This is a genomic window from Staphylococcus lugdunensis (assembly GCF_002901705.1).
Taxonomy (GTDB): Bacteria; Bacillota; Bacilli; order Staphylococcales; family Staphylococcaceae; genus Staphylococcus; species Staphylococcus lugdunensis.
Genome location: NZ_PPPV01000001.1, coordinates 32,696 through 58,650 on the forward strand (window position 1 = coordinate 32,696; position 25,955 = coordinate 58,650).

The following is a 25,955-nucleotide window of genomic DNA, read 5'->3' on the forward strand; positions in this document are numbered from 1 at the left end:
CATTGACTAATAATGCCTTTGTAGCTCTAGACTTTGAAACTGCCAATGGCAAACGTACAAGTATTTGTTCAGTTGGTATGGTAAAAGTAATTGATAATCAAATTACTGAATCTTTTCATACGTTAATAAATCCACAAGATTACTTTTCTAAAAAAAATATTAATGTACATGGCATAAATCCAGAAGATGTGATACATGCACCACAATTTGATTATGTATTTCCATACATGCTACAGTTTATTGCTAATTTACCCGTTGTCGCACATAATGCTGCATTTGATATGAATGTGTTACATCAGAGCTTGAAACAAGCAGGTATTATAACTCCAGATTTAACTTATTTTTGTTCATATCAACTTGCTAAGAGAACTATAGATGCACCAAGATATGGTTTAAAGCACATGATGGATTTTTACAATTTAGATTTTCATGGTCATCATGATGCTTTAAATGATGCTAAAGCCTGTGCCATGATTACTTTCCGGTTGTTGCAACATTATGATGATTTAGCAACGATGCTCTCTATCTATGGTAAGAATTTAAAGGACAAAGGCTAAACTATATAGATATTTTTTAATATCGTTATACTATACTAAAATACAGGGGGGAGCAGGACAGAATTCATAATGCATTCGTCGTCCTGCCCCGGCAAGGCTGACTAGAATTGAAACAAACTTAGTATCAGCATATTTTCAATTCAGTCAACTACTGCCAATATTTAGTTCATAGCTTAAAATATAACTGTGTCCCTGGCGCTTTAATATTGTTATCTTATGATTTAGAAATAAAGTCATAAATCGTCATATTACGATAAGTCGACTTAACCAAATTTCCTACAGTTACTCCAATTAACCGTATAGGCGTCTCAGGATCTTTTAATTCCGCATACAACATATATGCAATATTATAGATGTCAGTTTCAGAACGAATTGGATCTCGGAGACTCATCTGTTTAGATAAAGTCTCAAATTTAAAGGTTTTAATTTTAACTGTCACTGTTTTAGCTGACTTCTGCAATTTATTTAAACGTTCAGCTGTCTTTCCTGACAACTCCCACATTTTCTGTAAAATTTCGTCATCATCATTAACATCTGTTGCAAAGGTTCTTTCTGTGCCAACAGACTTTCGAATTCGTGATGATTTCACTGGGCTATCATCAATACCTCGAGCTTTATTGTATAAACCTCTTCCTCGTTTACCGAATAAACGAACTAACTCAAACACATCTTTTTGGTATAAGTCTTGACCATTATAAATACCATGCTTATGCATAATTTTTTCAGAAGCTTTACCTACACCTGGAAAGTCTCCAATGTCTAATGCCATTAATATTTTATGGACATTTTCATAATCTATGACAGTCATTCCATTTGGCTTGTTCATACCACTAGCTAATTTGGCTAAAAACTTATTATACGAAACACCTGCAGAGGCAGTAAGATGTGTCTTTTCATAAATATCACGACGAATATAGTTAGCGATTTGTGATGCCGGTAAATCTGGACGTACTAAGTGTGTAATATCTAAATAAGCTTCATCTAAGGACATAGGCTCAACCGCTTCAGTATAACTACGAAAAATCGACATGATTTCATTTGAAATCGTTCTATATTTTTCATATTGTCCTTGTACATAATAACCGTCTGGACATAACTTGTGTGCCTGTGACATAGGCATAGCTGAATGGACACCATATTTACGCGCCTCGTATGATGCTGTAGATACAACACCTCTGGAACTTGCTTTGCCACCAACGATAACTGGTTTATCTCGTAGCTTAGGATTATCTCTCATTTCTACTTGTGCAAAAAAGAAATCCATATCGATATGCACGATTCGTCTCTCTGTCATTTCACTCCCACCTTTATGACATTTAATGAATACATATGAATCTAATGTTTATTTGTTTTTAAATCGTCCGCAATTACTTCAAATATCGACAACAATGCTTCATTGGTAATATTAACATCCACTTTTATCATTGGTTTTGCTCCAGGATAAGGTCGCACACTCGGATAATTAGTTGCTATCTTTCTAGATTGTGTAGTCATTTTTACAAGCAGTTGATTATCATATAGACCTCCAATCAAAACATCATCATAATATATCAAATATTCGCCCATCATTTTACGTGTTTTTACTGATGTGCTATTTATGTTAGTCATTATTTGATTGAAAAACTGCTCACTTGTCGCCAAAATTGATTTCTCCCTATAAAAAATCTCAATACAATTATACTGTGGAATAAAAGTTAAAACATGTAATCCGCACACTATACAAATTGTACTGAGATACTATATTATTTACACTGGTTATTAAAATAGTAAGGTCGATTATAATACATATAGAGACCGTCATTTGTATTTTGAATATATTTGAAGCGATTACTCCATGCAGTGCCTACTAAATATAAATCTATAAGACAGTATCCAATATGTATGCTGCTAATAAAAATAATTGAAGAATAAGCATAGAAGTTAAAAATAATAAGTAAAACAGCTGTTATTATAATAAGTGGAGCAATCATTGTGATTGTAAATTGATAAATATTCAAATGTTTATCCGAAGTTTGACTGACGAGTAAACCTTTTTTATAGTCGAAGTGAATTCTATCGCCTTTTGACAAAATAAAGTACATCATTTTATGAATTAATTTATGCACGATTAACATAACTAAAAATCCAATTATGCCGAAAGTCACATTAATTAATATACTTTGTTCAATCACTTGAGTAAATGTAAACGCCCATTTATATGTCAGCAATATCATAAACATGATAACCACCAATTGAAGACAAACAAATCTGTATGGCTTTAATATACCGTTAGTTAAATCAATTTTGTGCATCACTTCGACCTCCTGTGCATTAAAGTCATCTATAGTATACAACTTTAATTCCATGCTCAAAAGTTTTTTCAAAAAAGTAAGTTGACTGTAATATGAATTTAATAATCCAGTCAAATACTTAAAAAGTAACACAAATAGAAAATTATTATTTTACAAAGTATTTACCAATTATTCTATTTATGCTGTTTCTTTTTAAATAAAGCAACCGTCTCAATATGTGTGGTTTGTGGAAACATGTCTACGGGTGTAATTTCTTTTAAATCATATTGCGTAGCTAACATATGTGCGTCACGCTGTTGTGTGGATGGATTGCATGAAATATAAACAATTCGTTCAGGATTTAAATCAAGCAATGTTTGAATAAATTGCGCCTCACACCCTTTTCTAGGTGGATCTACCATTACAACATCTGGTTGGATACCTTCACGTTGCCAATCCATAATGACATCTTCCGATTTACCACACACAAATGTAGTGTTGTGTAAATCATTAACTAGTGCATTTTGGCGCGCATCTTTAATTGCAGAGGGTACTACTTCAACTCCATAGACATGTTTGGCTACAGGTGCCATATATAAGCCAATTGTACCTATACCACAATACGTATCAAGTACAATTTCTTGCCCATCTAATTGCGCATAATCAATAGCCTTTTGATATAGCTTTTCAGTTTGGCTAGAATTAATTTGATAAAATGATTGATCACTAATTTTAAACGTAATATCACTTAATTGATCAACGATCTTGTCTTTCCCATATAAAGTCGCCGACTGCTGACCCATAATTACATTGGAATGACTATTGTTAATATTTTGTTTGATACTCGTAATGTTCGGAAAAGCTTGTTTTAACTGTTCCACCAGCATATTGGCGTGTTTAAATTTAGAACCATTCGTTACAAAGATTACCATGATTTCATCTGTATAATGCCCAGTGCGTATCACCAAGTGTCGTAAAACGCCTTTCTTAGTCCGCTCGTTATAAATACTGATATGATATTCATTTATCCATTTTTTAACATGATTCATAATATCTTGGTGTTGCTTATCTTGGATAAGGCAACTATCCATATCGATAATATCATGGCTTCTTTGACGGTAATAGCCCATAATTTTATGGTTCATTTTATCTTGACCAATTGGTACTTGCGACTTATTTCGATAGCGCCAAGGATTATCCATTCCAATAGTGTCATTGATTACTGTATCAGTAAATTGCCCTTTTCTATGAAAAAGATTAACAACTTGTTCTTTCTTCATTGCAAGTTGCGCTTCATAACTCATATGCTGTAATTGACAGCCTCCACATTTCCAATAATAAACACAAGGAGGGTCAACTCTATGATGACTCGCTTTATTTACCTCAAGTAATTTACCTATTGCAAAATTCTTCTTTACTTTAATAACTTTATACTTAATTTCTTCATTTATTAAGACATTAGGAATAAATATTGGATAACGATCAATTTTCACTACGCCATGCCCTTCGTGTGTTAAATCAATGACGTTACCGATTCTAATGTCATTTTTGTTTATTTCTTCCACATCTTCACCCCACATGAAAAAGAGGTTTAAGTCGTTTAATATAGATGTGTGGCTTACACCCTATGTCCACAAACTAGACCTCAACCTCTTCAACTAACTATTCAACCTTATTATTTTCATTATCGTTAAATGTTTCCCTAGTTGTTGTTTGATTATCATTAATACTACTTTTAACTTGTTGATCTGCCGTCAATTCTTCATTATGTATGTCTTTTGGCGTAAACACTTCAATATGGCGTTTTAAATTTAGAAAATTGGCTGGTAATTTTCCACCATATTCACCATCCACATTTAATTGCATCTCAGTAAATGAAGAAATATTGACTGATTTAGCTTTTTTATAAATAACTTTCGGATGTTTGGTATGTTCCCCACGTGAAGCAAGTGTCATAATGTGCCCTAATTCTGCTAAATTAGCCTTTTCAACAATAATTAAAGTGAAATAACCATCATCTAACTTAGCATCAGGAACAAGTTTTTCGAATCCTGCCATTGAATTGGTTAAACCTAACAAAAATAACAGTGTTTCTCCTTGAAAGACTTCATCATCATATTCAATTCTTATATCTACAGCATTCATCTGCGGAAGCATTTCAAAACCTTTAATGTAATATGCAAAAGGCCCAACTATGGATTTTAGCTTACTTGGTGTTTCATATGACACTTGAGTAATTTTTCCGCCAGCAGCTAAATTAATAAAGTAGCGGTTGTTCATTTTCCCTATATCTACTTTTGTAGTATGTCCATTTATGATTACATCTAATGCTCCCATGATATCATTTGGTAAATGTAAAGCTCGACCAAAATCATTAACCGTACCCATAGGAATAATACCTAACTTTGGTCTGTTTGGTTGTTCTGCAATCCCGTTGACAACCTCATTCAATGTACCGTCCCCACCAGCAGCAATAATCATATCATAGTTACACGCTAACGCACGTTCAGCTTCAAGTGTCGCATCACCTACACGTTCTGTAGCATAAGCGCTCGTTTCATAGCCAGCACGTTCTAATTTAATTAATACATCTGGTAACGTTCTTTTAAATAATTCTTTACCTGATGTAGGATTATAAATTATTCTTGCACGTTTTCTCATAGTTTATCCCTCTACTTTTTATACTCATACTTTATATTAAATGATTTATTCAGGAGTTAAAAGTATTTATGTCTAACATCGTAAATATTATTAATTTTAAATTGACTTTATTGACCAAATATTAAGTTTTCATTTATTTAACTTTACAATAGATTAAGAACGCATAATGCTTAGTAAGACATTATGCGTTCTCATACTCTTTTTTATATTATAAAGGTGGCCGCTTCACATATTCATATTATAGCTATTGCATAAATCTATGAATATTACTTCACATGTTTGTGAAAATAATATTAGCGTTGATCTAATTGTTGTTTCAATAACTTATTGACAATTTGTGGATTCGCTTGGCCTTTTGAAGCTTTCATAATTTGACCAACTAAGTAGCCCATCGCTCTACCTTTACCATTTTTATAATCTTCAACTGATTGTGGATTATTATCTAATGCTTCATTAACAAATTTCAATAAAGTTGCTTCGTCTGAAATTTGCACTAAACCTTTGTCTTCCATGATTTGTTTTGCGTCTCCACCATTTTCAGCTAATTCAGGGAAAACTTTTTTCGCAATTTTACTGCTCATTGTGCCATCTTCAATAAGTTTAATCATACCTGCTAAGTTTTCAGGTGTTAACTTTGTTTCTTCTAAATCAACTTGATTTTTATTTAAATATTCATTTACGCCACCCATGAGCCAGTTAGATGTTAACTTCACATCTGCACCTTGTGCTACAGCACCTTCAAAGAAATCAGACATTTCTTTTGTAAGTGTTAACACGTGTGCATCATACTCTGGTAAACCTAATTCTTTGACATATTTTGCTTTACGTTCATCTGGTAGTTCAGGAATGGTTTGTCGTACACGTTCTTTCCATGCGTCATCAACATACAATGGAACGATATCCGGTTCTGGGAAGTAACGATAATCATCTGAACCTTCTTTAACACGCATTAATATTGTTTTACCTGTAGACTCATCAAAACGACGTGTCTCTTGTCCAATGACACCACCATTGAGCAATTCTTCTTCTTGACGTTTTTCTTCATATTCCAAACCTTTTCTAACATAGTTAAATGAGTTAAGGTTTTTTAATTCCGTTTTAGTACCGAATTCTTTTTGCCCATATGGGCGTAATGAAATATTGGCGTCACAACGTAATGAACCTTCTTCCATTTTACAATCTGACACACCTGTATATTGAATAATTGAACGTAATTTTTCCAAATACGCATAAGCTTCTTTTGGAGAGCGAATATCAGGCTCAGAAACTATTTCAATTAATGGCGTACCTTGGCGATTAAGATCGACTAATGAATAGCCGTCTTTGTGTGATAATTTACCAGCATCTTCTTCCATGTGTAAACGCGTAATGCCAATACGCTTTGTTTCTCCATCTACTTCAATATCAATATATCCATGTTCACCAATTGGTTCATCAAATTGTGAAATTTGATACGCTTTTGGATTATCTGGATAGAAATAGTTTTTACGATCAAATTTAGAATTTGTTGCAATATCCATGTTTAAAGCCATTGATGCACGCATTGCCCAATCAACAGCACGTTTATTAACAACAGGTAAGACACCCGGATATCCTAAATCAATTACATTGGTATTTGAGTTTGGTTCTGCCCCAAAATGTGCGGGTGATGGAGAGAACATTTTAGAATCTGTTTTTAACTCAACGTGAACTTCAAGTCCGATAACTGTTTCAAAATGCATTATTTCCACTCCTTATAAATTTTCGTATGCGTCATGTAGGTTGTATTGTGTTTCATATTGATAAGCAACACGATATAACGTCTTTTCATCAAATGGTTTACCAATAAATTGTAAGCCAATTGGTCGTCCATTGGATTGTCCACAAGGAACAGAAATACCTGGTAAGCCAGCTAAGTTTACCGGTGTCGTTAATAAGTCATTTGCATACATTGTTAGTGGATCATCTAGTTCATCACCTAAATTGAAAGCAGTTGTTGGCGCAGTAGGACCCACAATAACATCATAATCTTCAAATACTCTATGAAAATCATTTTTAATTAATGTTCTTACTTTTTGCGATTTTTTATAATATGCATCGTAATATCCAGAACTTAATGCAAAAGTCCCAAGGAAAATACGACGTTTTACTTCAGCACCAAAACCTTCGGAACGAGACATTTTATATAGCTCTTCTAATGTTTGCGCTTCTTTTGAGTGATAACCATAGCGGATACCATCAAAACGAGCCAAGTTAGCTGATGCTTCTGAAGATGCGATAACATAATATGAAGGAATACCATATTTTGTATTAGGTAATGATACTTCTTCTACTTCAGCACCTAATGATTTAAGTGTTTCTACAGCATTTTTAACTGATGATTTAACATCTTCACTGACACCTTCTCCTAAATACTCTTTAGGTAACGCTACTTTAAGACCTTTTATATCTTTTCCAATGTCTGAAGTGAAATCAACATCATCTACAGGCGCACTAGTTGAATCGTGTGCATCAACGCCTGAAATAGCTTCTAGCACGAGGGCATTATCTTTAACATTACGCGTAATAGGTCCAATTTGATCTAATGATGAAGCGAATGCTACTAAACCAAAACGAGATACTCGACCATAAGTAGGTTTCATACCAACTACGCCACAATATGCTGCTGGTTGTCTAATTGATCCCCCAGTATCAGAACCTAAACTAAATGGTACTAAGCCTGCTGCTACAGCCGCAGCAGAACCACCTGATGATCCACCCGGTACGGCCGTGTGATCAAAGGGATTGACCGTTTTTTTGAAGTAAGACGTTTCGGTTGAACCTCCCATAGCAAATTCATCCATGTTTAATTTACCGATTAATACTGCATTTTCATGCTTTAATTTATTCATTACTGTTGATTCATAAATTGGAACAAATCCTTCTAACATCTTGCTAGCACAAGTTGTTTCTACACCTTCAGTAATAATATTATCTTTAATCCCCATTGGTATACCGAAGAGCTTTCCATCCATTTGGTCTTTATCTTGTAAATGATCTAATTCTTGTGCTTTCTTAACTGCATTTTCTTTATCTAATGTTAAAAACGATTTAATCGTTGGATCTGTCTCTTCAATTGCATCATAAATATCTTTAACAATATCTGATGGTTTAACTTTTTTATCTTTAATTAATTGTTGTAGATTCTCAATTGATTCATATCGAATACTCATCTTAAGCGTCCTCCTCATTCATGATGGCTGGAACTTTAAACTGACCATCTTCTGTTTCTTTTGCATTTTTTAATGCAAGTTCTTGAGGAATACCCTCTTGAGCTTTATCTTCACGTAACACATTTTGTAAATCTAAAACGTGATATGTTGGCTCAACACCTTCAGTAGCTGCACTATCATTTTGTTTTGCAAAATCTAAAATACTTTCAAGCGTTGTTGCCATTTCTTCAGTTTCTTCAGGAGAAATTTGAAGTCTTGCTAAGTTAGCGATATGTTCAACTTCTTCGCGTGTTACCTTTGTCATTAAATTAAAAGCCTCCTTATTACTCATTCATCATAAAATTGTATCAAATTTCGACACAAAAATCTAAATATTTATTACATTACACGGGAGCAAGACAAAAATCTTATTTTATAATAAAGCTTTCGGTGCCACAGCCCAACTTACTTTGGTTTAAGGCTATTAAATTAAAAAACTATATAGACCGTTAGTATTAGGATTAATCTGGATTTAAGAAATTGATTTAAGTACATTCTTAACATAAATAACTATTGAAAAATGTAACGTTCGGTAATGTGTGAATTAGCTCAGCAATACATCATTATCCCTTTTATGTCTAAAAGCATTAAAATAATGTTACTCATTTATGATATTTATGCCATTATCCTAGTTACATATACAAAATCCAGAATTTTAATAGCATAGTATTCATTAATTTAAAAATTCTGAATATAAAATCTATACTTAAAATACCTTATTAAAAACTTATATTCCTTAAAAATTTAGAAGGCATAAAATTTATCTTCTCTATCTCATTCATCATATTGTATAATATTACATGTAACTAAAAATAAAGGGGGTTCTTCATATGTTATTATTGGGTTCTACATTGCAAAATCAAGTGCAAACAGACTGGCAAACGTATATTATGATTGCCATTTACTTTATTATTTTACTGATTATCGGATATTATGGCTACAGACAAGCAACAGATAATATTAGTGAATACATGTTGGGTGGTCGAAACATTGGCCCTTACATAACTGCATTATCCGCAGGTGCTTCAGATATGAGTGGCTGGATGATTATGGGACTTCCAGGTTCTGTCTATAGCACTGGATTATCTGCTATTTGGATAACAATCGGACTAACACTTGGCGCTTATCTTAATTATATTATTGTTGCACCGAGGCTTAGAGTTTATACCGAAATAGCTGGGGACGCTATCACACTTCCAGATTTTTTTAAAAATAGATTAAATGATAAAAATAACATCCTAAAAATATTCTCTGGTTTAATCATCGTTATATTTTTCACATTATACACGCATTCCGGATTTGTTTCTGGTGGCAAACTGTTTGAAAGTGCTTTTGGACTAAATTATCATATCGGTTTGCTTCTAGTAGCCGTCATTGTTATTGCTTACACGTTTTTCGGAGGATATCTAGCGGTATCAATTACTGATTTTTTCCAAGGCGTTATTATGCTAATTGCAATGGTCATGGTACCAATTGTTGCTATGATGCAACTTAATGGATGGGATACTTTCAATCGTGTTGCTGAAATGAAACCAACAAATTTAGACTTATTTCGTGGAACAACAACTTTAGGAATTATTTCCCTTTTTGCTTGGGGATTAGGATACTTTGGTCAACCACATATTATCGTACGTTTTATGTCAATAAAATCACATCAATTGCTTCCTAAAGCACGTCGCCTAGGAATTAGTTGGATGGCTGTTGGTTTATTAGGCGCTGTCGGTGTGGGGTTAACAGGTATTGCTTTTATTTCTGATAATCATATCAAAATGGAAGATCCAGAAACACTATTTATCGTCATGAGTCAAATTTTATTTCATCCACTTGTTGGTGGCTTTTTATTAGCTGCAATTTTAGCGGCGATTATGAGCACCATTTCATCTCAATTATTAGTTACTTCTAGTTCACTAACAGAGGATTTTTATAAATTAATTCGTGGGGAGAAACATGCTGCTGAGCATCAACGAGAGTTTGTTCTTGTAGGTAGATTATCGGTACTAATTGTCGCAATTGTGGCATTAGCAATCGCATGGTCTCCAAATGATACAATTCTTAATTTAGTTGGAAATGCTTGGGCCGGTTTCGGTGCTGCCTTTAGTCCTTTAGTGTTATATTCTCTTTATTGGAGAAACTTAACGCGTACCGGCGCACTAAGTGGCATGATTGCTGGTGCGGTAGTCGTTATTATTTGGATTGTATGGATTAAACCTTTGGCAACAATCAATGAAATTTTCGGTATATACGAAATTATCCCTGGATTCTTAACTAGCGTTATAGTAACTTATGTTGTCAGTTTATTAACACAGAAACCTGGAGATTTTGTCAATAAAGATATTGAAAAAGTCAAAACCATAATCCGTGAAAAGTAAATGTAAAACATTTGCGCGTTATATTTAAATATAAAGATAATATAAGACTTACAATTTCATCTTGGATATGCTGAATTATTTGTGTCTAATGACATCAATTGCATCTTTTTCATCATGTTGTTCATTGTGGCTTGCTAGTCAAATATTATCTAGCATGGAGTAATGCAATTGTAATATCACGATATAATTAATACCGCATCATTTATTTAGCATATGATTTTTTAATTTAATTAAACACACCCTAAAAGGTAAACGTTAGTCTAACTTTTAGAGTGTGTTTTTCACTAGATAATTTAACACTATTGTTGATATAATTCCATAAATTGTGGCGCCTATTCTTTAAAATAATCAGGCATCTTTAACTTCGTCTCTTGATTAACATCATGATATATCTCAATTGTAAATTCTGCTGGAGACATAAAGTAAAATGTATAAGCATTATGCGTATAGGTTGGTTCTTCAGAAGCATAACCATCTTTCGTAAGTCGTTCATACATCGCATCGACATCTTCAATACTTTTTTGCGGAAAACCAATGTGCAATTCTTTAGGATATTTAAAATCATCGCCATAAATCAAATTAAAGACAAAATGATTTTCATCATGCATAGCCACGAACTGTTTACCCGCGTTAACAAAACATGTCATATCGAAATATTTTTCGAAAAATGTTTTAGCCTTTTGTACATCTCTAACTACCATGTTTAAATGTTTTAATTCCATAAAACCCAACCTATCTCATTAAATTTATTTAATACAATGTGAAATAATAACCATTAAAGTTATTCACTTAATAATGGTGTATTTGATTCATTTCCCTAAACTTATTTAAATAAACAAAAGGCGGATATGAACTAATATAAGTTCTTCCGCCTTTAAAAAAGTTTCTAGTTATTATAAATATGCACTTGTGGCTCTTTGTCATCTTTTGATTTACTGATTAAAGCTCTTGAAGTATTACCGTCTTTAATACGTATTTCGTAACTATCGATGTTATCAAAATATTTATTAGCTTGTTCAGTAACATATTGAGTGATTGCAATCGTTTCAGCTTGCCCATAATAATCTATAGGTAAATCTACTGTAAGTTGACGTGGTTTTTTATCTACAAATTTCACTTTACCTGCTGCTTGAGTAAAGTTTGTAAAATATGACTGTAAATTATTATTAAATTGCTTAAAGTTATTGTTTAATGTCTCGTTTAACTTATCTGCATCATCTGAAGGCAATAAGACTGTTTTTTCATTAATGGACTTCCAATGATTGATCGTAGTTTGACCATCATCTGCAGTTGTTTGTGCGATAAAGCTTCCCGGAGAAATAGAGTCTTGACCAGATTGTTTATAGATAGCAAAATGAATCGGTATATCTTTCAAGTCTTCGTTTGCACGTAAACGAGATAGTATTTCAGATGCCATGGATTTACCTTGTTTCTCAATTTCTTTGTCATCTAAATTTTCACTATATGTTTCTCCATCTTTTTCCTTTTGGTAATAATAAACACTATTCATTGCTAGTCCAATAGTCATTCCTTTAATATTTGAACCTTTTTTATCCCTGTTGCCATAAAAATCTTGTTCTAGTATATTCGATAAATATGCAGGAGATTTTTTAGCAATTTTAGCTTTATCTGTTTCTCCATGATGTGATGGATTAAGGCCTAAATTCTCATTTGCATTTTTATCCTTTTGTTCGCTTTCACTCATTTTGTCAATTTCATCTTTAGTAAATTTAGGCTCAAGATATGCATTAATTGTAGACTTCGATAGATATTGACCATCTTGGTATAAATACTTGTCAGTTGAAAAGACGTCTTTGCTTAAATTCAACAGCCCTCTCTCAAAATCTTCTCCATTATATCCATTCGTCATATTATCCTGTAAAATACCACGCGCTTTGCTTTCTTTAAATGGGAGTAAGGTACGATAGTTATCACCCTGTACATCTTTATCAGTCGCAATTTGATTCGCACTGTTTGGATGATCGGCTGATTTATCTTTTCTATCATCTTGATTACCGTTACTACAAGCCGCTAATATAAATAATACTGAAATCAATAAAATTATTGTCCGCTTCATCGCCGTTCTCCTCTACTCCATTATTTCCGTTTGCTTGCTAATAAAGTCACTTTCTGACCAAATTTCAGTACCAAACTTCTGTGCTTTTGTTAATTTAGACCCTGCATCTTCACCTGCAATAACTAAATCTGTGTTTTTAGTTACACTATTGGTCACTTTTGCACCTTGTAACTGAAGCCAATCAGCCGCTTCTTTACGAGTCATCTGTTCTAGTTTGCCCGTTAATACAATTGTTTTATCTTGAAACTCTGGGTGACCAGCTAATTCTGAAATCTTTACCCCTTTAAAAGTCATATTAACATCTTTGTTAGCTAATTTAGAAATCAATGATTGAATATCTTCATTTTCTAAGTATGTGACGACAGATTGCGCAAGTTTGTCACCAATATCATGAATGCTTATAAGTTCATCTTCGGTAACAGTTAACAAACGTTCTATCGTCTCGTATTTTTCAGCCAAAACATAACTTGCTTTGGCACCTAAATGACGAATACCAAGACCAAAAAGTAAATGTTCTAAAGAATTAGATTTAGCTTTGTCGATAGCTTGTAATAGATTCTCTACTTTCTTTTTACCCATGCGTTCTAAGGGTAATAAATCTTCTTCAGTTAAATAGAAAATATCTGCAACATCTTTAATCAATTCATGCTGATAGAGTTGCTGGATGATTTTCGTTCCTAAACCATCAATATTCATAGCTTGTCTAGATACGAAATGAATAAGTCCTTCAACCAGTTGAGCCTGGCATTTTGGATTGATGCAGCGTAAAGCTACTTCACCTTCAATTCTTACTAACTTATGTCCGCAGCTAGGACAATGCGTTGGCATATGATACGTTTCGGCATCATTGGGGCGCCGCTCGATAATACTTTTTACCACTTCTGGAATAATGTCTCCTGCTTTTTTCACAACAACACTATCTCCAATGCGAATATCACGCTCATGTATTAAATCTTCATTATGCAATGATGCACGTGAAACTGTGGTTCCGGCCACTTTAACTGGTTCTAGAATAGCCGTAGGTGTTACTACTCCGGTTCTTCCTATGCTTAATTCAATGTCTAACAGCCGTGTAACTACTTCTTCAGCAGGAAATTTATATGCAATTGCCCATCTAGGCGATTTTTGCGTGTAACCCATCTCTTCTTGTTGTGCTAAATCATTAACTTTAATCACGATACCATCAATATCATAAGCTAATGATTCACGTTTCGCAGTCCATTTTTCAATGTACGCCAATACACCATCAATATCACTCACACACTCACGTTCTTTATTCGTTTTGAAGCCTAAGCGATCCAGTTCATCCAAAGCATCACTTTGAGTTGTTGCATTAAAATCAGAGAAATCATTGACACTATATAAAAATACACTTAACTTTCGTTTAGCTGCCAACTTTGAATCTAATTGCCGCAACGAGCCTGCAGCAGCGTTTCTTGGATTTGCAAACGGTTGTTCGTTATTTTTCTCTTTTTGTTTATTTAAGGACATAAATGAAGCTCTAGGCATATATGCTTCACCACGTACTTCGAAGTTTAATGGCTCTTTTAATTTCAAAGGGATAGCATGGATCGTTCTTAAATTTTCAGTAATATCTTCTCCAGTCGTACCGTCTCCACGCGTCAATCCTTGCACAAATTTTCCGTTTTCATATTTTAAAGATACTGCTAAACCGTCAATTTTCAGCTCACACATATATTCTACCTCACCTATGTGATCACGAATGCGTTGATCAAAACGCTTTAAATCCTCTTCATTAAAGGCATTACCTAAACTAAGCATTGGTGTATCATGTCTAACCTTTTCGAATGAAGATTGGGCTTCACCGCCAACACGCACCGTTGGAGAATCAGTCGTTTTATACTCAGGATGATCCGCTTCAATTTGGATTAATTCATGAAGAAGCTTATCATATTCGCTGTCAGGAACAGAGGGGTTATCCTGAACATAATATTCATAACTATATTGATTTAATAAATCATGTAATTCATTGACACGATGTTGCAAATTATCCATGATTTAATCCTCCTTTTTTTCAATCGGTGCAAATTGAGCTAACAAGCGTTTAGGACCTTGTGACTTAAATATAATATCTAATTCTACAGAGCCATTTTTCTCATTAACATGACTAACCATACCTTCGCCCCATGCTTTGTGTATGACCTTATCTCCAACATGCCAATCCGATGACTTAACCTCTCTCTTAGGAGAAGTAACTCGTTTACTATAGCCACGTTTTACCATAGATTTTGACTTAGGTGCAATGGTTTGACGTTTATCTTGGTTTGGTAATTCTAATAAATCTTCAGGTATTTCTTCTAGGAAACGGGATGGCATATTAGATTGTGAGCGTCCGAACAGCATTCTACTTGTAGCTCTAGTAATATAAAGCTGCTCTTCTGCACGTGTTATAGCCACATAACAAATTCGTCGTTCTTCTTGCATGTCATGATCATCATCGCTTTTAATCGCTCTAATATGAGGGAATAATGATTCTTCCATTCCCATCAAAAATACAATAGGAAATTCAAGGCCTTTAGCCGAGTGCATTGTCATCATTGTTACGCCATCATCAATTTGTGCTTCATCAATATCTGCTACTAATGATAAATCTGTTAAGAAATTAATTAAAGATTGTTCTTCAAGTGGCGTATTTTCTTCATAGTCTTTAGGCACTGACATAAATTCATCAAGGTTTTCCAAACGACTGCGTGATTCTATCGTTTGCTCTCGTTCTAACATAGCGCGATAACCTGTTTTTTCTAATATTTCTTCTACAATTTCACTGATTTCTAAAAATTCTTGTTCTTTAATCAAATTCTGTAATAAATCATAAAACTGTATACATCCTTGTGTTACTTTTTTAGAAAGTCCGATAAAGTCCGCTTCTGATAATGCATCAAACATACTGATATTATTTTGTAATGCATATGCCTGAATTTTCTCAACAGAAGATGGTCCTATACCTCTTTTTGGAACATTGATAATACGTTGTAAACTAATATCATCATTACTATTTGCTACGATTCTCAAATAACTAAGTAAATCTTTAATTTCCTTTCTGTCATAGAACTTTTGACCACCAACCATAGTATAAGGAATATTTGATTTCATAAATGTTTCTTCTAGGACACGTGACTGTGCATTTGTACGATATAAAATTGCAATGTCGCCATAGCTTTTGCCATTGCGCTGATGTTTCATGACTTCGCGCACGACATATTCTGCTTCATCTCGCTCGGTCATGGCCTCATAATACTTAATTTTTTCACCATTGGTATTGGCTGTCCAAAGTCCTTTAGGCTTTCGTTCAGTATTATTTTTAATCACTTCATTTGCTGCATTAAGTATTGTTTTCGTTGAACGATAATTTTGTTCTAAATAGATGCTTTTAGCTTCAGGATAGTCTTCTTCAAAAGATAATATATTTTGAATATCTGCGCCACGCCAACCATAAATTGATTGGTCTGAATCACCTACTACACATAAATTTTTAAATTTACTGGCTAACATTTTCACTAATGTATATTGAGCTTTATTGGTATCTTGATATTCATCTACATGGATATATTGAAATTTATTTTGATAATATTCTAATGCATCTGGAACACGCTCAAATAACCGGATTGTAGTCATAATTAAATCATCAAAATCAAGCGCTTCATTACGAGATAATTGTCGTTGATAACCACTATAAACAGTAGCAATCATCTGTTCGTGATAATTATTCGCTTCTTTTTGAGCATCGTCGGTTGTCTTTAATTCATTTTTTAAATTACTTATTGCTGATATAAACATACGTGGTTCAAATTTTTTACTATCAATATTTTCATTTTTTAATACATCTTTAATGACTGATTTTTGATCTGTCGGGTCTATTATAGTAAAATTTCGTTCGATGCCAATGCGATCAGCATCTCTACGTAAAATTTTGACACACATCGAATGAAATGTTGACATCCAGATAACTGATGCTTCTTCACCGACTAATTGTTCAACACGTTGCTTCATTTCTTTAGCTGCTTTATTGGTAAACGTAATTGCTAGTATGTTATATGGCGAAACACCTTTTTCATTTAATAAATATGCAATTCTATGCGTAAGCACTCTTGTTTTACCTGAGCCAGCACCAGCCATAATCAAAAGTGGCCCTTCTGTCGTTCTCACGGCTTCGCTTTGTTCGTCGTTCATATTTGCAACTAATGAATTCATTACTGAAACTCCTTCTTAATTTTTACTGTTTTCAATGCTTGCTTAATATCTGTATAGATTAAATCTCCAACCACAATTGTATGCGCATAATTGGCCATTTGCTGTGCTTCTGACAACGTAGATATACCGCCACCATAAAATAATTGCGTGCTAGTCAAGGTTTCAGCTACTGACTTAACTTTTTCTACATCACCATAAATACCACTATATTCTATATACATGATTGGTAAATGATATAGCTGATCAACCATTTGAGCATAAGCAATGAGATCTTCTTCATTTAAAGCTGTTTGCGCTTGTGTTACTTCAGCTACTTTGCTTTCTGGATTAAGTACGATATAGCCTTCTAAAAACAGTTCATCAAAATTGATAACATGTCCATATTGTTTTAATGCCTTATGTAACATACCATTTTGATATTTAACATCTGCACTATTTAATACTGTAGGCACGAAATAAAAATCAAATCCTGGCATAACGCTATCAATATTGGAAATTTCTAACACTAAAGGAATAGGATATCTACGTACTCTACTCATTAAATGCAATACATTATCTTCTGTTACATTATCTGTGCCACCAATAATAATTGCGTCTGTGTTGGACATACAAATTGCATCTAAATCGCTGTCATTAATAACCTTTGCAGGGTCTAATTTAAATACATGGCGCCATTCTTTTAAATCATACATACAAGTATCTCCTTTTTTAACATACCTTAAATTATATCATTTTCTATTCTCATTTCTAAACTATTATGCCAAATAAATTCGATTATCATTACGTCAAACATGGCTGAGACAAAATCATTGTCCCAGCCATGTTGTAACACTATTCTTTTGTCTTAATATTTAATCGGTCAAGAATCATTGTATATGCATCATTACCCCATTGTAATGAGCGTTTTACACGTGAAATCGTTGCAGTTGATGCGCCCGATTCTTGCTCTATCGTTGCATAGGTATAACCCTGCTTTATCATTTTAGCTACTTGTAATCGCTGCGATAATGACTGTATTTCATTGACGGTGCATAAATCATCGAAGAATTGATAACACTCTTCTCTATTTTCAAGAGTGAGTATTGCATCAAATAATTCATCTAATGCTTTCCCACGTAATTTTTCAATTTGCATCGTTAACAACCCCTAGACTCATTTTCAATATTTAATCTCATTTTAACGTACTAAATGATTAAAGTGTAGTCAAATATACGCAAGAAGTTAAGGAGTTATTCTAAACCAGCACGATTAAAAATTGTATCCACTTGATTTAAATGGTGTTTTGGATCAAAGCATTCGTCTAATTCATCCTTAGATAATACATTTGTAATTGTTTCATCTTGTTCAATTAATTCGCGGAACGGTGTTTTCGTTTCCCATGATTCCATTGCTTTTGGCTGTACTTTATCATAAGCTTCTTCTCTTACCATTCCTTTATTGATAAGTGCTAATAATACACGTTGCGAATATATAAGACCAAATGTTTTATCAATATTATTTCTCATATTATCTTCATAAACAGTTAGTCTATCTACAATATTTGTAAAACGGTTAAGCGCATAATCTAATGCAATAGTAACATCAGGTAACATAATACGTTCAGCAGAAGAATGTGATATATCACGTTCATGCCATAAAGGTACATTTTCATATGCAGTTGTAATATAGCCTCTTATTACGCGAGATATGCCAGTGATATTTTCTGATCCGATTGGATTGCGTTTATGTGGCATAGCAGAAGAGCCTTTTTGTCCTTTGGCAAATGCTTCTTCAACTTCACGTGTTTCTGTTTTTTGTAAGTTTCTAATCTCTACTGCAAATTTTTCCATAGACGTTGCTATAAGCGCTAGCGTTGCAATATAATATGCGTGACGATCCCGTTGTAATGTTTGTGTTGAAACTGGCGCTGCGTCAATACCTAAGTGCTTACACACATAGCTTTCAATTTCAGGAGGGATATTCGCAAATGTACCAACAGCACCGCTCATTTTCCCTACTTCAATTTCTTTGCGCACCTCTTTAAAGCGCTTTAAGTTACGTTTCATTTCCGTATACCATAGTGCCATTTTGATACCGAAAGTTGTAGGTTCAGCATGCACCCCATGTGTACGTCCCATCATTAAGGTATATTTGTATTTTTGAGCTTTTTCAGCTAGAACAGTTATAAATCTTTCTAAATCTTTTTCAATGATATCATTGGCTTGTTTAATGACGTAACTTAACGCTGTATCTACGACATCAGTTGAAGTGAGTCCATAATGCACCCATTTTCTTTCTTCTCCAAGTGTTTCTGAAACTTGTCTTGTAAAGGCAACAACATCATGACGTGTTTGTTCCTCTATTTCTTTAGCCCGATTGACATCTACTTTTGCATTTTGGCGAATTTTTTTAACATCGTCTTTAGGAATATATCCTAATTCACTCCATGCTTCACAAGCTAAAATTTCTACTTCTAACCATGCTTCGTAACGATTTTGATCTGTCCATATCTTTGACATTTCTTCTCTTGAATAGCGCTCTATCATTTTTTTAACTCCTATCACTAGTAATTTGATGAATGACTTACATTAAAACTGTACAATAATACGAAATAAAACGAAAAAGTTCGTTTTTTAATCACTTCAACCTTAGCTTATCAAAATTCCAAGTAAATGTATAAAGTTTTTCCTTACTTTCATATTCTATGATAATCTGAATACGAAAACAATTACTATCAACATTTTTACCACAAAAAAAGGAGCCGGACAGAATTCATTATGAATTCGTATTCCCGCCCCGATATGGTTGACTAGAATTGAAAAAAGCTTGGTATCAGCGTGTTTTCAATCCAGCCAACTACTGCAAATATATAGTTGATAGCCTAAATTATAAAGATGTTCCAAACTGTTTATCTTAATAGAACTAATCTGTATTCAATTTCTTTCCTATAAAAATGACTTCCTGTTTTAATACTTCTATGCTACCGTCAGCAAGCTCTTGAAATATAGGCTTTTCAATTCGACGTATTGGTATATATCCGTCAGAGCGCATGCGTTGTATACATTCAGTTATTGTTTCATTGTCATTTACTTGGAATTTCATAATCCACAACACTTTCTAATTCTTCAGGTTCATAAGCTGCTAACTTACGTTTACGTACACCTTTCGTCCAGAAACCACCATGTATATTTCTAGGCTCATATGCAATAATAAATGCTTTAGGATCTAGATTTTTTATGGTATCCATTAATTTAAGCTCATATTTGCGTGGAGTTAATATTTGCATCACCATACGACTGCCATCGCGTCCAAAAGCTGCGTAGTGTGTCACACCATAGCCTAAATTTCGCAATTCATTCGGCAAATCATGTTCGTATTCACCAGAGGTTACATTAACTACAACATAACCTAGCGCTAACTTTTCTTCTATTTTCATACCAACGATAATTCCAACAGAAAAGCCCAGCGCATATGCAAAAATGTTTTGTATTTGATCTAAACTTGACATTACTAATCCTAAACCTACGACATAGACTAATACTTCTAAAAAGCTCACGACTGCAGCAACATATCGATATCCTTTTAGTGTTAGAATCGTCCTCATGGTTAGGAATGTCACATAGCACACATTAATAATAAAAATAGCAAATACCATGAGCCATGGGTTTTGTGCAATTGCAGACATAAAATTCCTCTTTTCATTCATCAAATCCAGATTATTTTATCAGCCAAACTGATTTTTGTCACTAGTTTTTTATTAACTTTCAGTATTCATATCACTTTTGGGCCAGCTATATCGTGTATAAGCCAGTTCTCTTTTATGAGCATTTCTAATATAATGACGTTCAATTGTTTGACGAGCTGCCTCAGATACACCTTTTCCTTCTAAATAATCATCTATATCATTATAAGTTACACCTAACGCTTCTTCGTCTGGTAATTGCGGTTTATCATCTTCTAAATCAGCAGTAGGAACCTTCTCATATAAATGTTTGGGTGCATGTAAGAAGACTAAGAGTTGGCGTCCTTGACGTTTATTCAAACCGAAAATTGGCGCAATATCTGCAGCACCATCACCATATTTAGTAAAAAAGCCGGTAATATTTTCCGCAGAATGATCCGTACCAACAACAATGCCTTGCGTATGAGATGCGATGGAAAACTGTACTTTCATGCGCTCTCTTGCCTTTTCATTGCCTTTTTGAAAATCTGTTAACTTGATACCCGCTTCTTGTAGAGAAGTAACACTTTGATCTACAGCAGGCTTGATATTTACAGTCACTACTTTATCAGGTTGAATAAACGCGATTGCATCGTCAACTTCAGCTGCATCTTTTTGCACACCATACGGTAATTTAACCGCAATAAATTCGCATTTACGACCTTCTGCGTTTAATTCATCTACAGCTAGCTGTGCGAGTTTACCAGTTAACGTTGAATCCTGTCCACCAGATATGCCAAGAACTAAACTTTTGATGAATGAATGTGATAGCACATAATTTTTAATAAATGACTTAATACTTTCAATTTCTTCTGCTTCATTAATCTCTTTTTTAACTTTCATTTCCTTAACAATGATATCTTGTAACTTAGTCATTTTCTTCCTCCATCTCTTTCACGTGCTCAGCAACTTCAAATATACGTTTATGTTTATTTTCCCAACATGCTGTACTTAAATCAACGGGATACTCTTGGGGATTTAAATAACGTTTATTTTCATCCCACAATTGAGATAATGCTTTTGTTAAATAGGCTTGCGCCTCATCTTCAGAAGGTAAATCATAAACCAGTTTACCTTGTTCAAAGATTACATGGTGTAAATCAATAGCATCAAATGATTTAATATATTTCATCTTATAAGTATGAACCGGATGAAACATTTTTAATCGACTCTCATTATTAGGATTTTCGTGTTCTAACGTTATATAATCCCCTTCCGATTTCCCTGTTTTCTTATTAATGATGCGGTATACTTTTTTCTTACCGGGTGTCGTTACTTTTTCTGCATTATTAGATAATTTAATGCGATCAACGTATTGGCCTTCATTATTTTCAACGGCAACAAGTTTATATACCGCACCCAAAGCTGGCTGATCATAACCAGTGATTAATTTTGTACCTACACCCCAAGAATCTACACATGCACCTTGGGATTTCAAGCTCATAATAGTCTGTTCATCTAAATCGTTTGAAGCAATTATCTTAGCATTAGGAAAACCAGCTTCATCTAACATTCGACGTGCTTCTTTAGACAAGTAAGCAATATCGCCAGAATCTAAACGTATACCAACAAAATTAATCTTATCTCCTAATTCTTTAGCAACTTTAATCGCAGTTGGTACACCTGACTTCAATGTGTGAAATGTATCAACAAGAAAGACACAATCTTTATGTCGTTCAGCGTATTTTTTAAATGCCGTATATTCATCCCCATATGTTTGTACTAACGCATGCGCATGTGTACCTGAAACTGGCAAACCGAATAGCTTACCCGCACGCACGTTACTCGTTGAATTAAATCCTCCAATATAAGCAGCTCTAGCTCCCCACAAAGCAGCATCTAATTCTTGTGCACGTCTAGTTCCAAATTCCATTAATACATCGTTCGGGGCTACTTGACGAATACGACTGGCTTTCGTTGCAATTAAAGTGTGAAAATTGATGATATTCAGTAATTCTGTTTCCAACAATTGTGCTTGAATTAAAGGCGCTTCCACCCTTAACATGGGTTCATTTCCAAAGCAAAGCTCTCCTTCTTGCATCGCATGAATATGGCCAGTAAATCTTAATTGCTTTAAATATTCTAAAAAGTCATCCTGATAATCTATAGATGCAAGATAAGCAATGTCTGAATCTGTAAATTTAAAATTTTCCACAAACTGAATTACCCGTTTCAAACCATTAAATACTGCATAACCACTATCAAATGGCATATTTCTAAAATACAAATCAAAAACTGCCATTCGCTCATGTATGCCGTCATGCCAATAACTTTCTGCCATATTTATTTGATATAAATCATTATGCAACATTAAACTATCATCACTATATTGATACACAAGACTCTCTCCAATCGATCTTTTTATATATTTTATCATAATTCAAACATTCAGAATAATTTAGTTGTTTAATACATACTTTATGTGATCTGCTTTAAAAGACAAATTAGTGACAATGTAATCTTTTTTATGGCCTTTTAATAGCTCTCCATTATAATGGTGATGAGGTGAGCATATGTTAAGGGAAAAAGCCATACAATTTATCCAAACTATGTATAAAGAATTAAAATATTCACAAACTAAAATGAATGCTCGTATACTACAAATAGAACAAGAAATTGAAGAATCTGGTATTTATACACATACATTAGAAGAATTAACGTATGGTGCCAAAATGGCATGGAGAAATTCAAATCGTTGTATCGGCCGACTATTTTGGGAATCGTTAAACGTTATTGATGCGAGAGATGTTCAAGATGAATCGTCCTTTATAAATTCAATCCATCAGCATTTATCTTTAGCAACAAATGGCGGAAAAATAAAACCTACAATTACTATTTTTTCAGCGGAAAACCCACCTAAAATTTTCAACAATCAAATCATTCGCTATGCTGGATACGATGACATGGGTGACCCTGCAGAACGAGACGTGACTCGTCTAGCACAACACTTAGGATGGCAAGGTAATCATACAGATTTTGATGTGTTACCATTAATCTTTCAAATTCCTGGGAAGCGTGTAACATATCATGAACTTCCTTCTGAACTTGTGAAAGAAGTTGATATTATACATGAGCATTACCCTAAATTAAAAGCACTTAATTTAAAATGGTATGCCGTTCCTATTATTTCAAATATGAACTTAGTTATCGGTGGCATCACATATACCTGCGCTCCTTTTAACGGCTGGTATATGGTCACTGAAATTGCAGTTCGAAATTTTACTGATTCTTATCGCTATAATTTATTAGAAAAAGTTGCAGATGCTTTCAATTTTGATACACTAAAAAATAATACATTCAACAAAGATCGGGCATTAGTTGAATTGAATTATGCGGTCTATCATTCATTCAAATCGCAAGGCATTTCAATTATTGATCACTTAACGGCTTCTAAACAGTTTGAACTTTTTCAACAAAAGGAAGCTCAAGCAGAACGCCAAGTGACTGGTAAGTGGTCCTGGCTGGCACCGCCATTATCGCCAACTTTAACTGATAACTATCACCATGGTTTTAATAATGAGATGAAAGATCCAAATTTCTATTATAAAAAGAACAAAACAACATCTTGCCCTTTCCATTAAACACGCATATGGAGGTCAACTATGAAATTACATTATTTAGGTCCAAAGGGCACTTTTTCTTTTTTAGCAAGCCAACAAATCGTCTCAGAGCCATCAATTGATCGGTGTGCACAGTCCAACTTGCTTGAGGTTATTTTAGCTGTAGTAAATAATAAAGAAGATATGGGAATCGTTCCTATCGAAAATTCTATCGAAGGGACGATTAATATGGTTGCAGATGCACTAGCACAACAAGATATTTTTGCCCACGGGGAAATTATCATAAACATTCACTTTGGATTATATGCATTGCCCCATACATCACTTTCTGATATTTCTACCGTTTATTCGATTGCACCAGCGATTAGTCAAACACGTAACTTTATACACCAACATGGTTTTAATTACGATTATGTCGATAGTACTATTCAGAGTTTAGATAAAATTACATCGACGACTGCAGCAATTGCACCACTGGGCAGTGGAGAACGACTAGGATTTAAGGCCTTAGCATCAAATATTGAAGATTATCCGCATAACACAACACGCTTTTTAATCATCAAAAATCATAATCATTTTAAACCGTATACCAGTCAGACCATACTTGTTATAACACCTCAGTCCGATAAACCCGGCCTATTAGCCAGCATATTAAATACATTTGCATTATTTAATATTAATTTATCATGGATAGAATCACGACCTTTAAAAACAGAACTTGGAAAATATCGATTTTTTGTCCAAGCTGACAGAGGTTTAAATGATGAATTAAAAAAAGTGATTTCAATATTAGAAACATTAGACTTTAAAATTAAAATTATCGGTTCGTTTTCTAATTAAAAATAATTCTGAAATAGTTTCAATGGTATCATTTTGAAGAAAATAAGCCGGGAGCTTTTAGTAATTTTTTATAACGCACATCGTTGATTTAGTTTAGTGGTATTTATTAAATGATACGAAAGTGCCTTATTTTTAAAGCATTTAAAGGTAAAATTACATGTTAATACATAGTATTTATGGCGAGACTCCTGAGGGAGCAGTGCCAGTCGAAGACAGGGGCCCCAACAAAAAGACATTCCAAAAGAAAGTCAACGAACAACGCGAGTTGGGGTGGCTGAGACGGCACCCTAGGAAAGCGAAGCCATTCAATACGAAGTATTGTGAAAATAGAGAACAGCAGCAAGATATTTTCTAATTGAAAATATCTTGCTGCTGTTTTTCTGAGATTTATATCCCAGACCATATTTTTTGGAATTTATATCCCTACCTGTATTATTTTAAATTTTTATCTTAAACTGTATTTTCTTGTATTAATATTT

The 25,955-nt window shown here is 33.8% G+C and carries 23 protein-coding genes; 4 read left to right on the top strand and 19 right to left on the bottom strand.

What is annotated here, in order from left to right; all coding sequences use genetic code 11:
• The first annotated feature begins 2 nt into the window (after positions 1–2).
• Positions 3–557: a 3'-5' exonuclease gene (locus tag CD041_RS00175; protein WP_094449197.1), complete on the top strand. Its 555-nt coding sequence runs from the start codon at positions 3–5 to the stop codon at positions 555–557.
• A 214-nt stretch (positions 558–771) separates the two neighbouring features.
• Here the strand turns inward: CD041_RS00175 and dinB are convergent, their stop codons facing one another.
• From dinB to gatC, 8 genes are all read right to left on the bottom strand, one after another.
• Positions 772–1,851, bottom strand: coding sequence for a DNA polymerase IV (dinB, locus tag CD041_RS00180; RefSeq protein WP_070648289.1), 1,080 nt, complete (start codon positions 1,849–1,851; stop codon positions 772–774).
• Positions 1,852–1,892: 41 nt separating this feature from the next.
• Entirely contained in the window at positions 1,893–2,198 is a 306-nt protein-coding gene (locus CD041_RS00185) for a TfoX/Sxy family protein (RefSeq protein ID WP_002477952.1), read from the bottom strand.
• A gap of 101 nt (positions 2,199–2,299) precedes the next feature.
• Positions 2,300–2,848, bottom strand: a complete 549-nt coding sequence (locus CD041_RS00190; protein ID WP_080606546.1) for a metalloprotease family protein — start codon at positions 2,846–2,848, stop codon at positions 2,300–2,302.
• Between the two features lie 173 nt (positions 2,849–3,021).
• On the bottom strand, positions 3,022–4,392 hold the full coding sequence (gene rlmD, locus CD041_RS00195; RefSeq protein ID WP_170121706.1) for a 23S rRNA (uracil(1939)-C(5))-methyltransferase RlmD: 1,371 nt from the start codon (positions 4,390–4,392) through the stop codon (positions 3,022–3,024).
• A gap of 97 nt (positions 4,393–4,489) precedes the next feature.
• Positions 4,490–5,488, bottom strand: coding sequence for a diacylglycerol kinase (locus tag CD041_RS00200; RefSeq protein WP_002477949.1), 999 nt, complete (start codon positions 5,486–5,488; stop codon positions 4,490–4,492).
• A 293-nt stretch (positions 5,489–5,781) separates the two neighbouring features.
• Positions 5,782–7,209: an Asp-tRNA(Asn)/Glu-tRNA(Gln) amidotransferase subunit GatB gene (gene gatB, locus CD041_RS00205; RefSeq protein WP_002461357.1), complete on the bottom strand. Its 1,428-nt coding sequence runs from the start codon at positions 7,207–7,209 to the stop codon at positions 5,782–5,784.
• 12 nt (positions 7,210–7,221) lie between these two features.
• Positions 7,222–8,679: an Asp-tRNA(Asn)/Glu-tRNA(Gln) amidotransferase subunit GatA gene (gene gatA, locus CD041_RS00210; RefSeq protein ID WP_070648285.1), complete on the bottom strand. Its 1,458-nt coding sequence runs from the start codon at positions 8,677–8,679 to the stop codon at positions 7,222–7,224.
• Position 8,680: 1 nt separating this feature from the next.
• Positions 8,681–8,983: an Asp-tRNA(Asn)/Glu-tRNA(Gln) amidotransferase subunit GatC gene (gene gatC / locus CD041_RS00215; protein ID WP_002477947.1), complete on the bottom strand. Its 303-nt coding sequence runs from the start codon at positions 8,981–8,983 to the stop codon at positions 8,681–8,683.
• Between the two features lie 565 nt (positions 8,984–9,548).
• Here gatC and putP point away from each other — a divergent pair.
• Complete coding sequence (gene putP / locus CD041_RS00220) at positions 9,549–11,087, top strand: sodium/proline symporter PutP (protein ID WP_037544409.1); 1,539 nt, start codon at positions 9,549–9,551, stop codon at positions 11,085–11,087.
• A gap of 332 nt (positions 11,088–11,419) precedes the next feature.
• Here putP and CD041_RS00225 read toward each other — a convergent pair whose 3' ends face one another.
• The 11 genes from CD041_RS00225 to CD041_RS00275 form a co-directional block, all read right to left on the bottom strand.
• Positions 11,420–11,809, bottom strand: coding sequence for a VOC family protein (locus CD041_RS00225; RefSeq protein WP_002461363.1), 390 nt, complete (start codon positions 11,807–11,809; stop codon positions 11,420–11,422).
• A gap of 164 nt (positions 11,810–11,973) precedes the next feature.
• Positions 11,974–13,164 (bottom strand): CamS family sex pheromone protein, encoded by a 1,191-nt coding sequence (locus tag CD041_RS00230; RefSeq protein WP_002492732.1) that lies wholly within the window; start codon positions 13,162–13,164, stop codon positions 11,974–11,976.
• Between the two features lie 12 nt (positions 13,165–13,176).
• Complete coding sequence (ligA, locus tag CD041_RS00235) at positions 13,177–15,180, bottom strand: NAD-dependent DNA ligase LigA (protein WP_002477944.1); 2,004 nt, start codon at positions 15,178–15,180, stop codon at positions 13,177–13,179.
• Positions 15,181–15,183: 3 nt separating this feature from the next.
• Complete coding sequence (gene pcrA / locus CD041_RS00240; protein WP_060795189.1) at positions 15,184–17,376, bottom strand: DNA helicase PcrA; 2,193 nt, start codon at positions 17,374–17,376, stop codon at positions 15,184–15,186.
• On the bottom strand, positions 17,376–18,068 hold the full coding sequence (pcrB, locus tag CD041_RS00245; RefSeq protein WP_002477942.1) for a heptaprenylglyceryl phosphate synthase: 693 nt from the start codon (positions 18,066–18,068) through the stop codon (positions 17,376–17,378). The genes pcrA and pcrB overlap by 1 nt, the downstream gene beginning before the upstream one ends.
• A 139-nt stretch (positions 18,069–18,207) precedes the next feature.
• Complete coding sequence (locus CD041_RS00250; protein WP_002461369.1) at positions 18,208–18,510, bottom strand: YerC/YecD family TrpR-related protein; 303 nt, start codon at positions 18,508–18,510, stop codon at positions 18,208–18,210.
• Between the two features lie 95 nt (positions 18,511–18,605).
• Positions 18,606–19,901, bottom strand: a complete 1,296-nt coding sequence (purB, locus tag CD041_RS00255; protein WP_002477941.1) for an adenylosuccinate lyase — start codon at positions 19,899–19,901, stop codon at positions 18,606–18,608.
• A 376-nt stretch (positions 19,902–20,277) separates the two neighbouring features.
• The gene (locus CD041_RS00260) at positions 20,278–20,457 is read right to left on the bottom strand and encodes an NETI motif-containing protein (protein ID WP_012990796.1); all 180 of its coding nucleotides are present in this window, start codon (positions 20,455–20,457) and stop codon (positions 20,278–20,280) included.
• Positions 20,438–21,040 (bottom strand): DUF2179 domain-containing protein, encoded by a 603-nt coding sequence (locus tag CD041_RS00265; protein ID WP_002477940.1) that lies wholly within the window; start codon positions 21,038–21,040, stop codon positions 20,438–20,440. Before CD041_RS00265 ends, CD041_RS00260 begins: the two co-directional genes overlap by 20 nt.
• A 72-nt stretch (positions 21,041–21,112) precedes the next feature.
• A complete protein-coding gene (gene nadE, locus CD041_RS00270; protein ID WP_002477939.1) occupies positions 21,113–21,952 on the bottom strand; it encodes an NAD(+) synthase in 840 nt (279 codons plus the stop codon).
• Positions 21,945–23,414: a nicotinate phosphoribosyltransferase gene (locus CD041_RS00275; protein ID WP_070648283.1), complete on the bottom strand. Its 1,470-nt coding sequence runs from the start codon at positions 23,412–23,414 to the stop codon at positions 21,945–21,947. Before CD041_RS00275 ends, nadE begins: the two co-directional genes overlap by 8 nt.
• 175 nt (positions 23,415–23,589) lie before the next feature.
• Between CD041_RS00275 and CD041_RS00280 the strand changes: the two genes are divergently transcribed.
• On the top strand, positions 23,590–24,657 hold the full coding sequence (locus tag CD041_RS00280) for a nitric oxide synthase oxygenase (protein ID WP_070648281.1): 1,068 nt from the start codon (positions 23,590–23,592) through the stop codon (positions 24,655–24,657).
• Between the two features lie 21 nt (positions 24,658–24,678).
• The gene (locus tag CD041_RS00285; protein WP_002461379.1) at positions 24,679–25,476 is read left to right on the top strand and encodes a prephenate dehydratase; all 798 of its coding nucleotides are present in this window, start codon (positions 24,679–24,681) and stop codon (positions 25,474–25,476) included.
• The last annotated feature ends 479 nt before the right edge of the window (positions 25,477–25,955 follow it).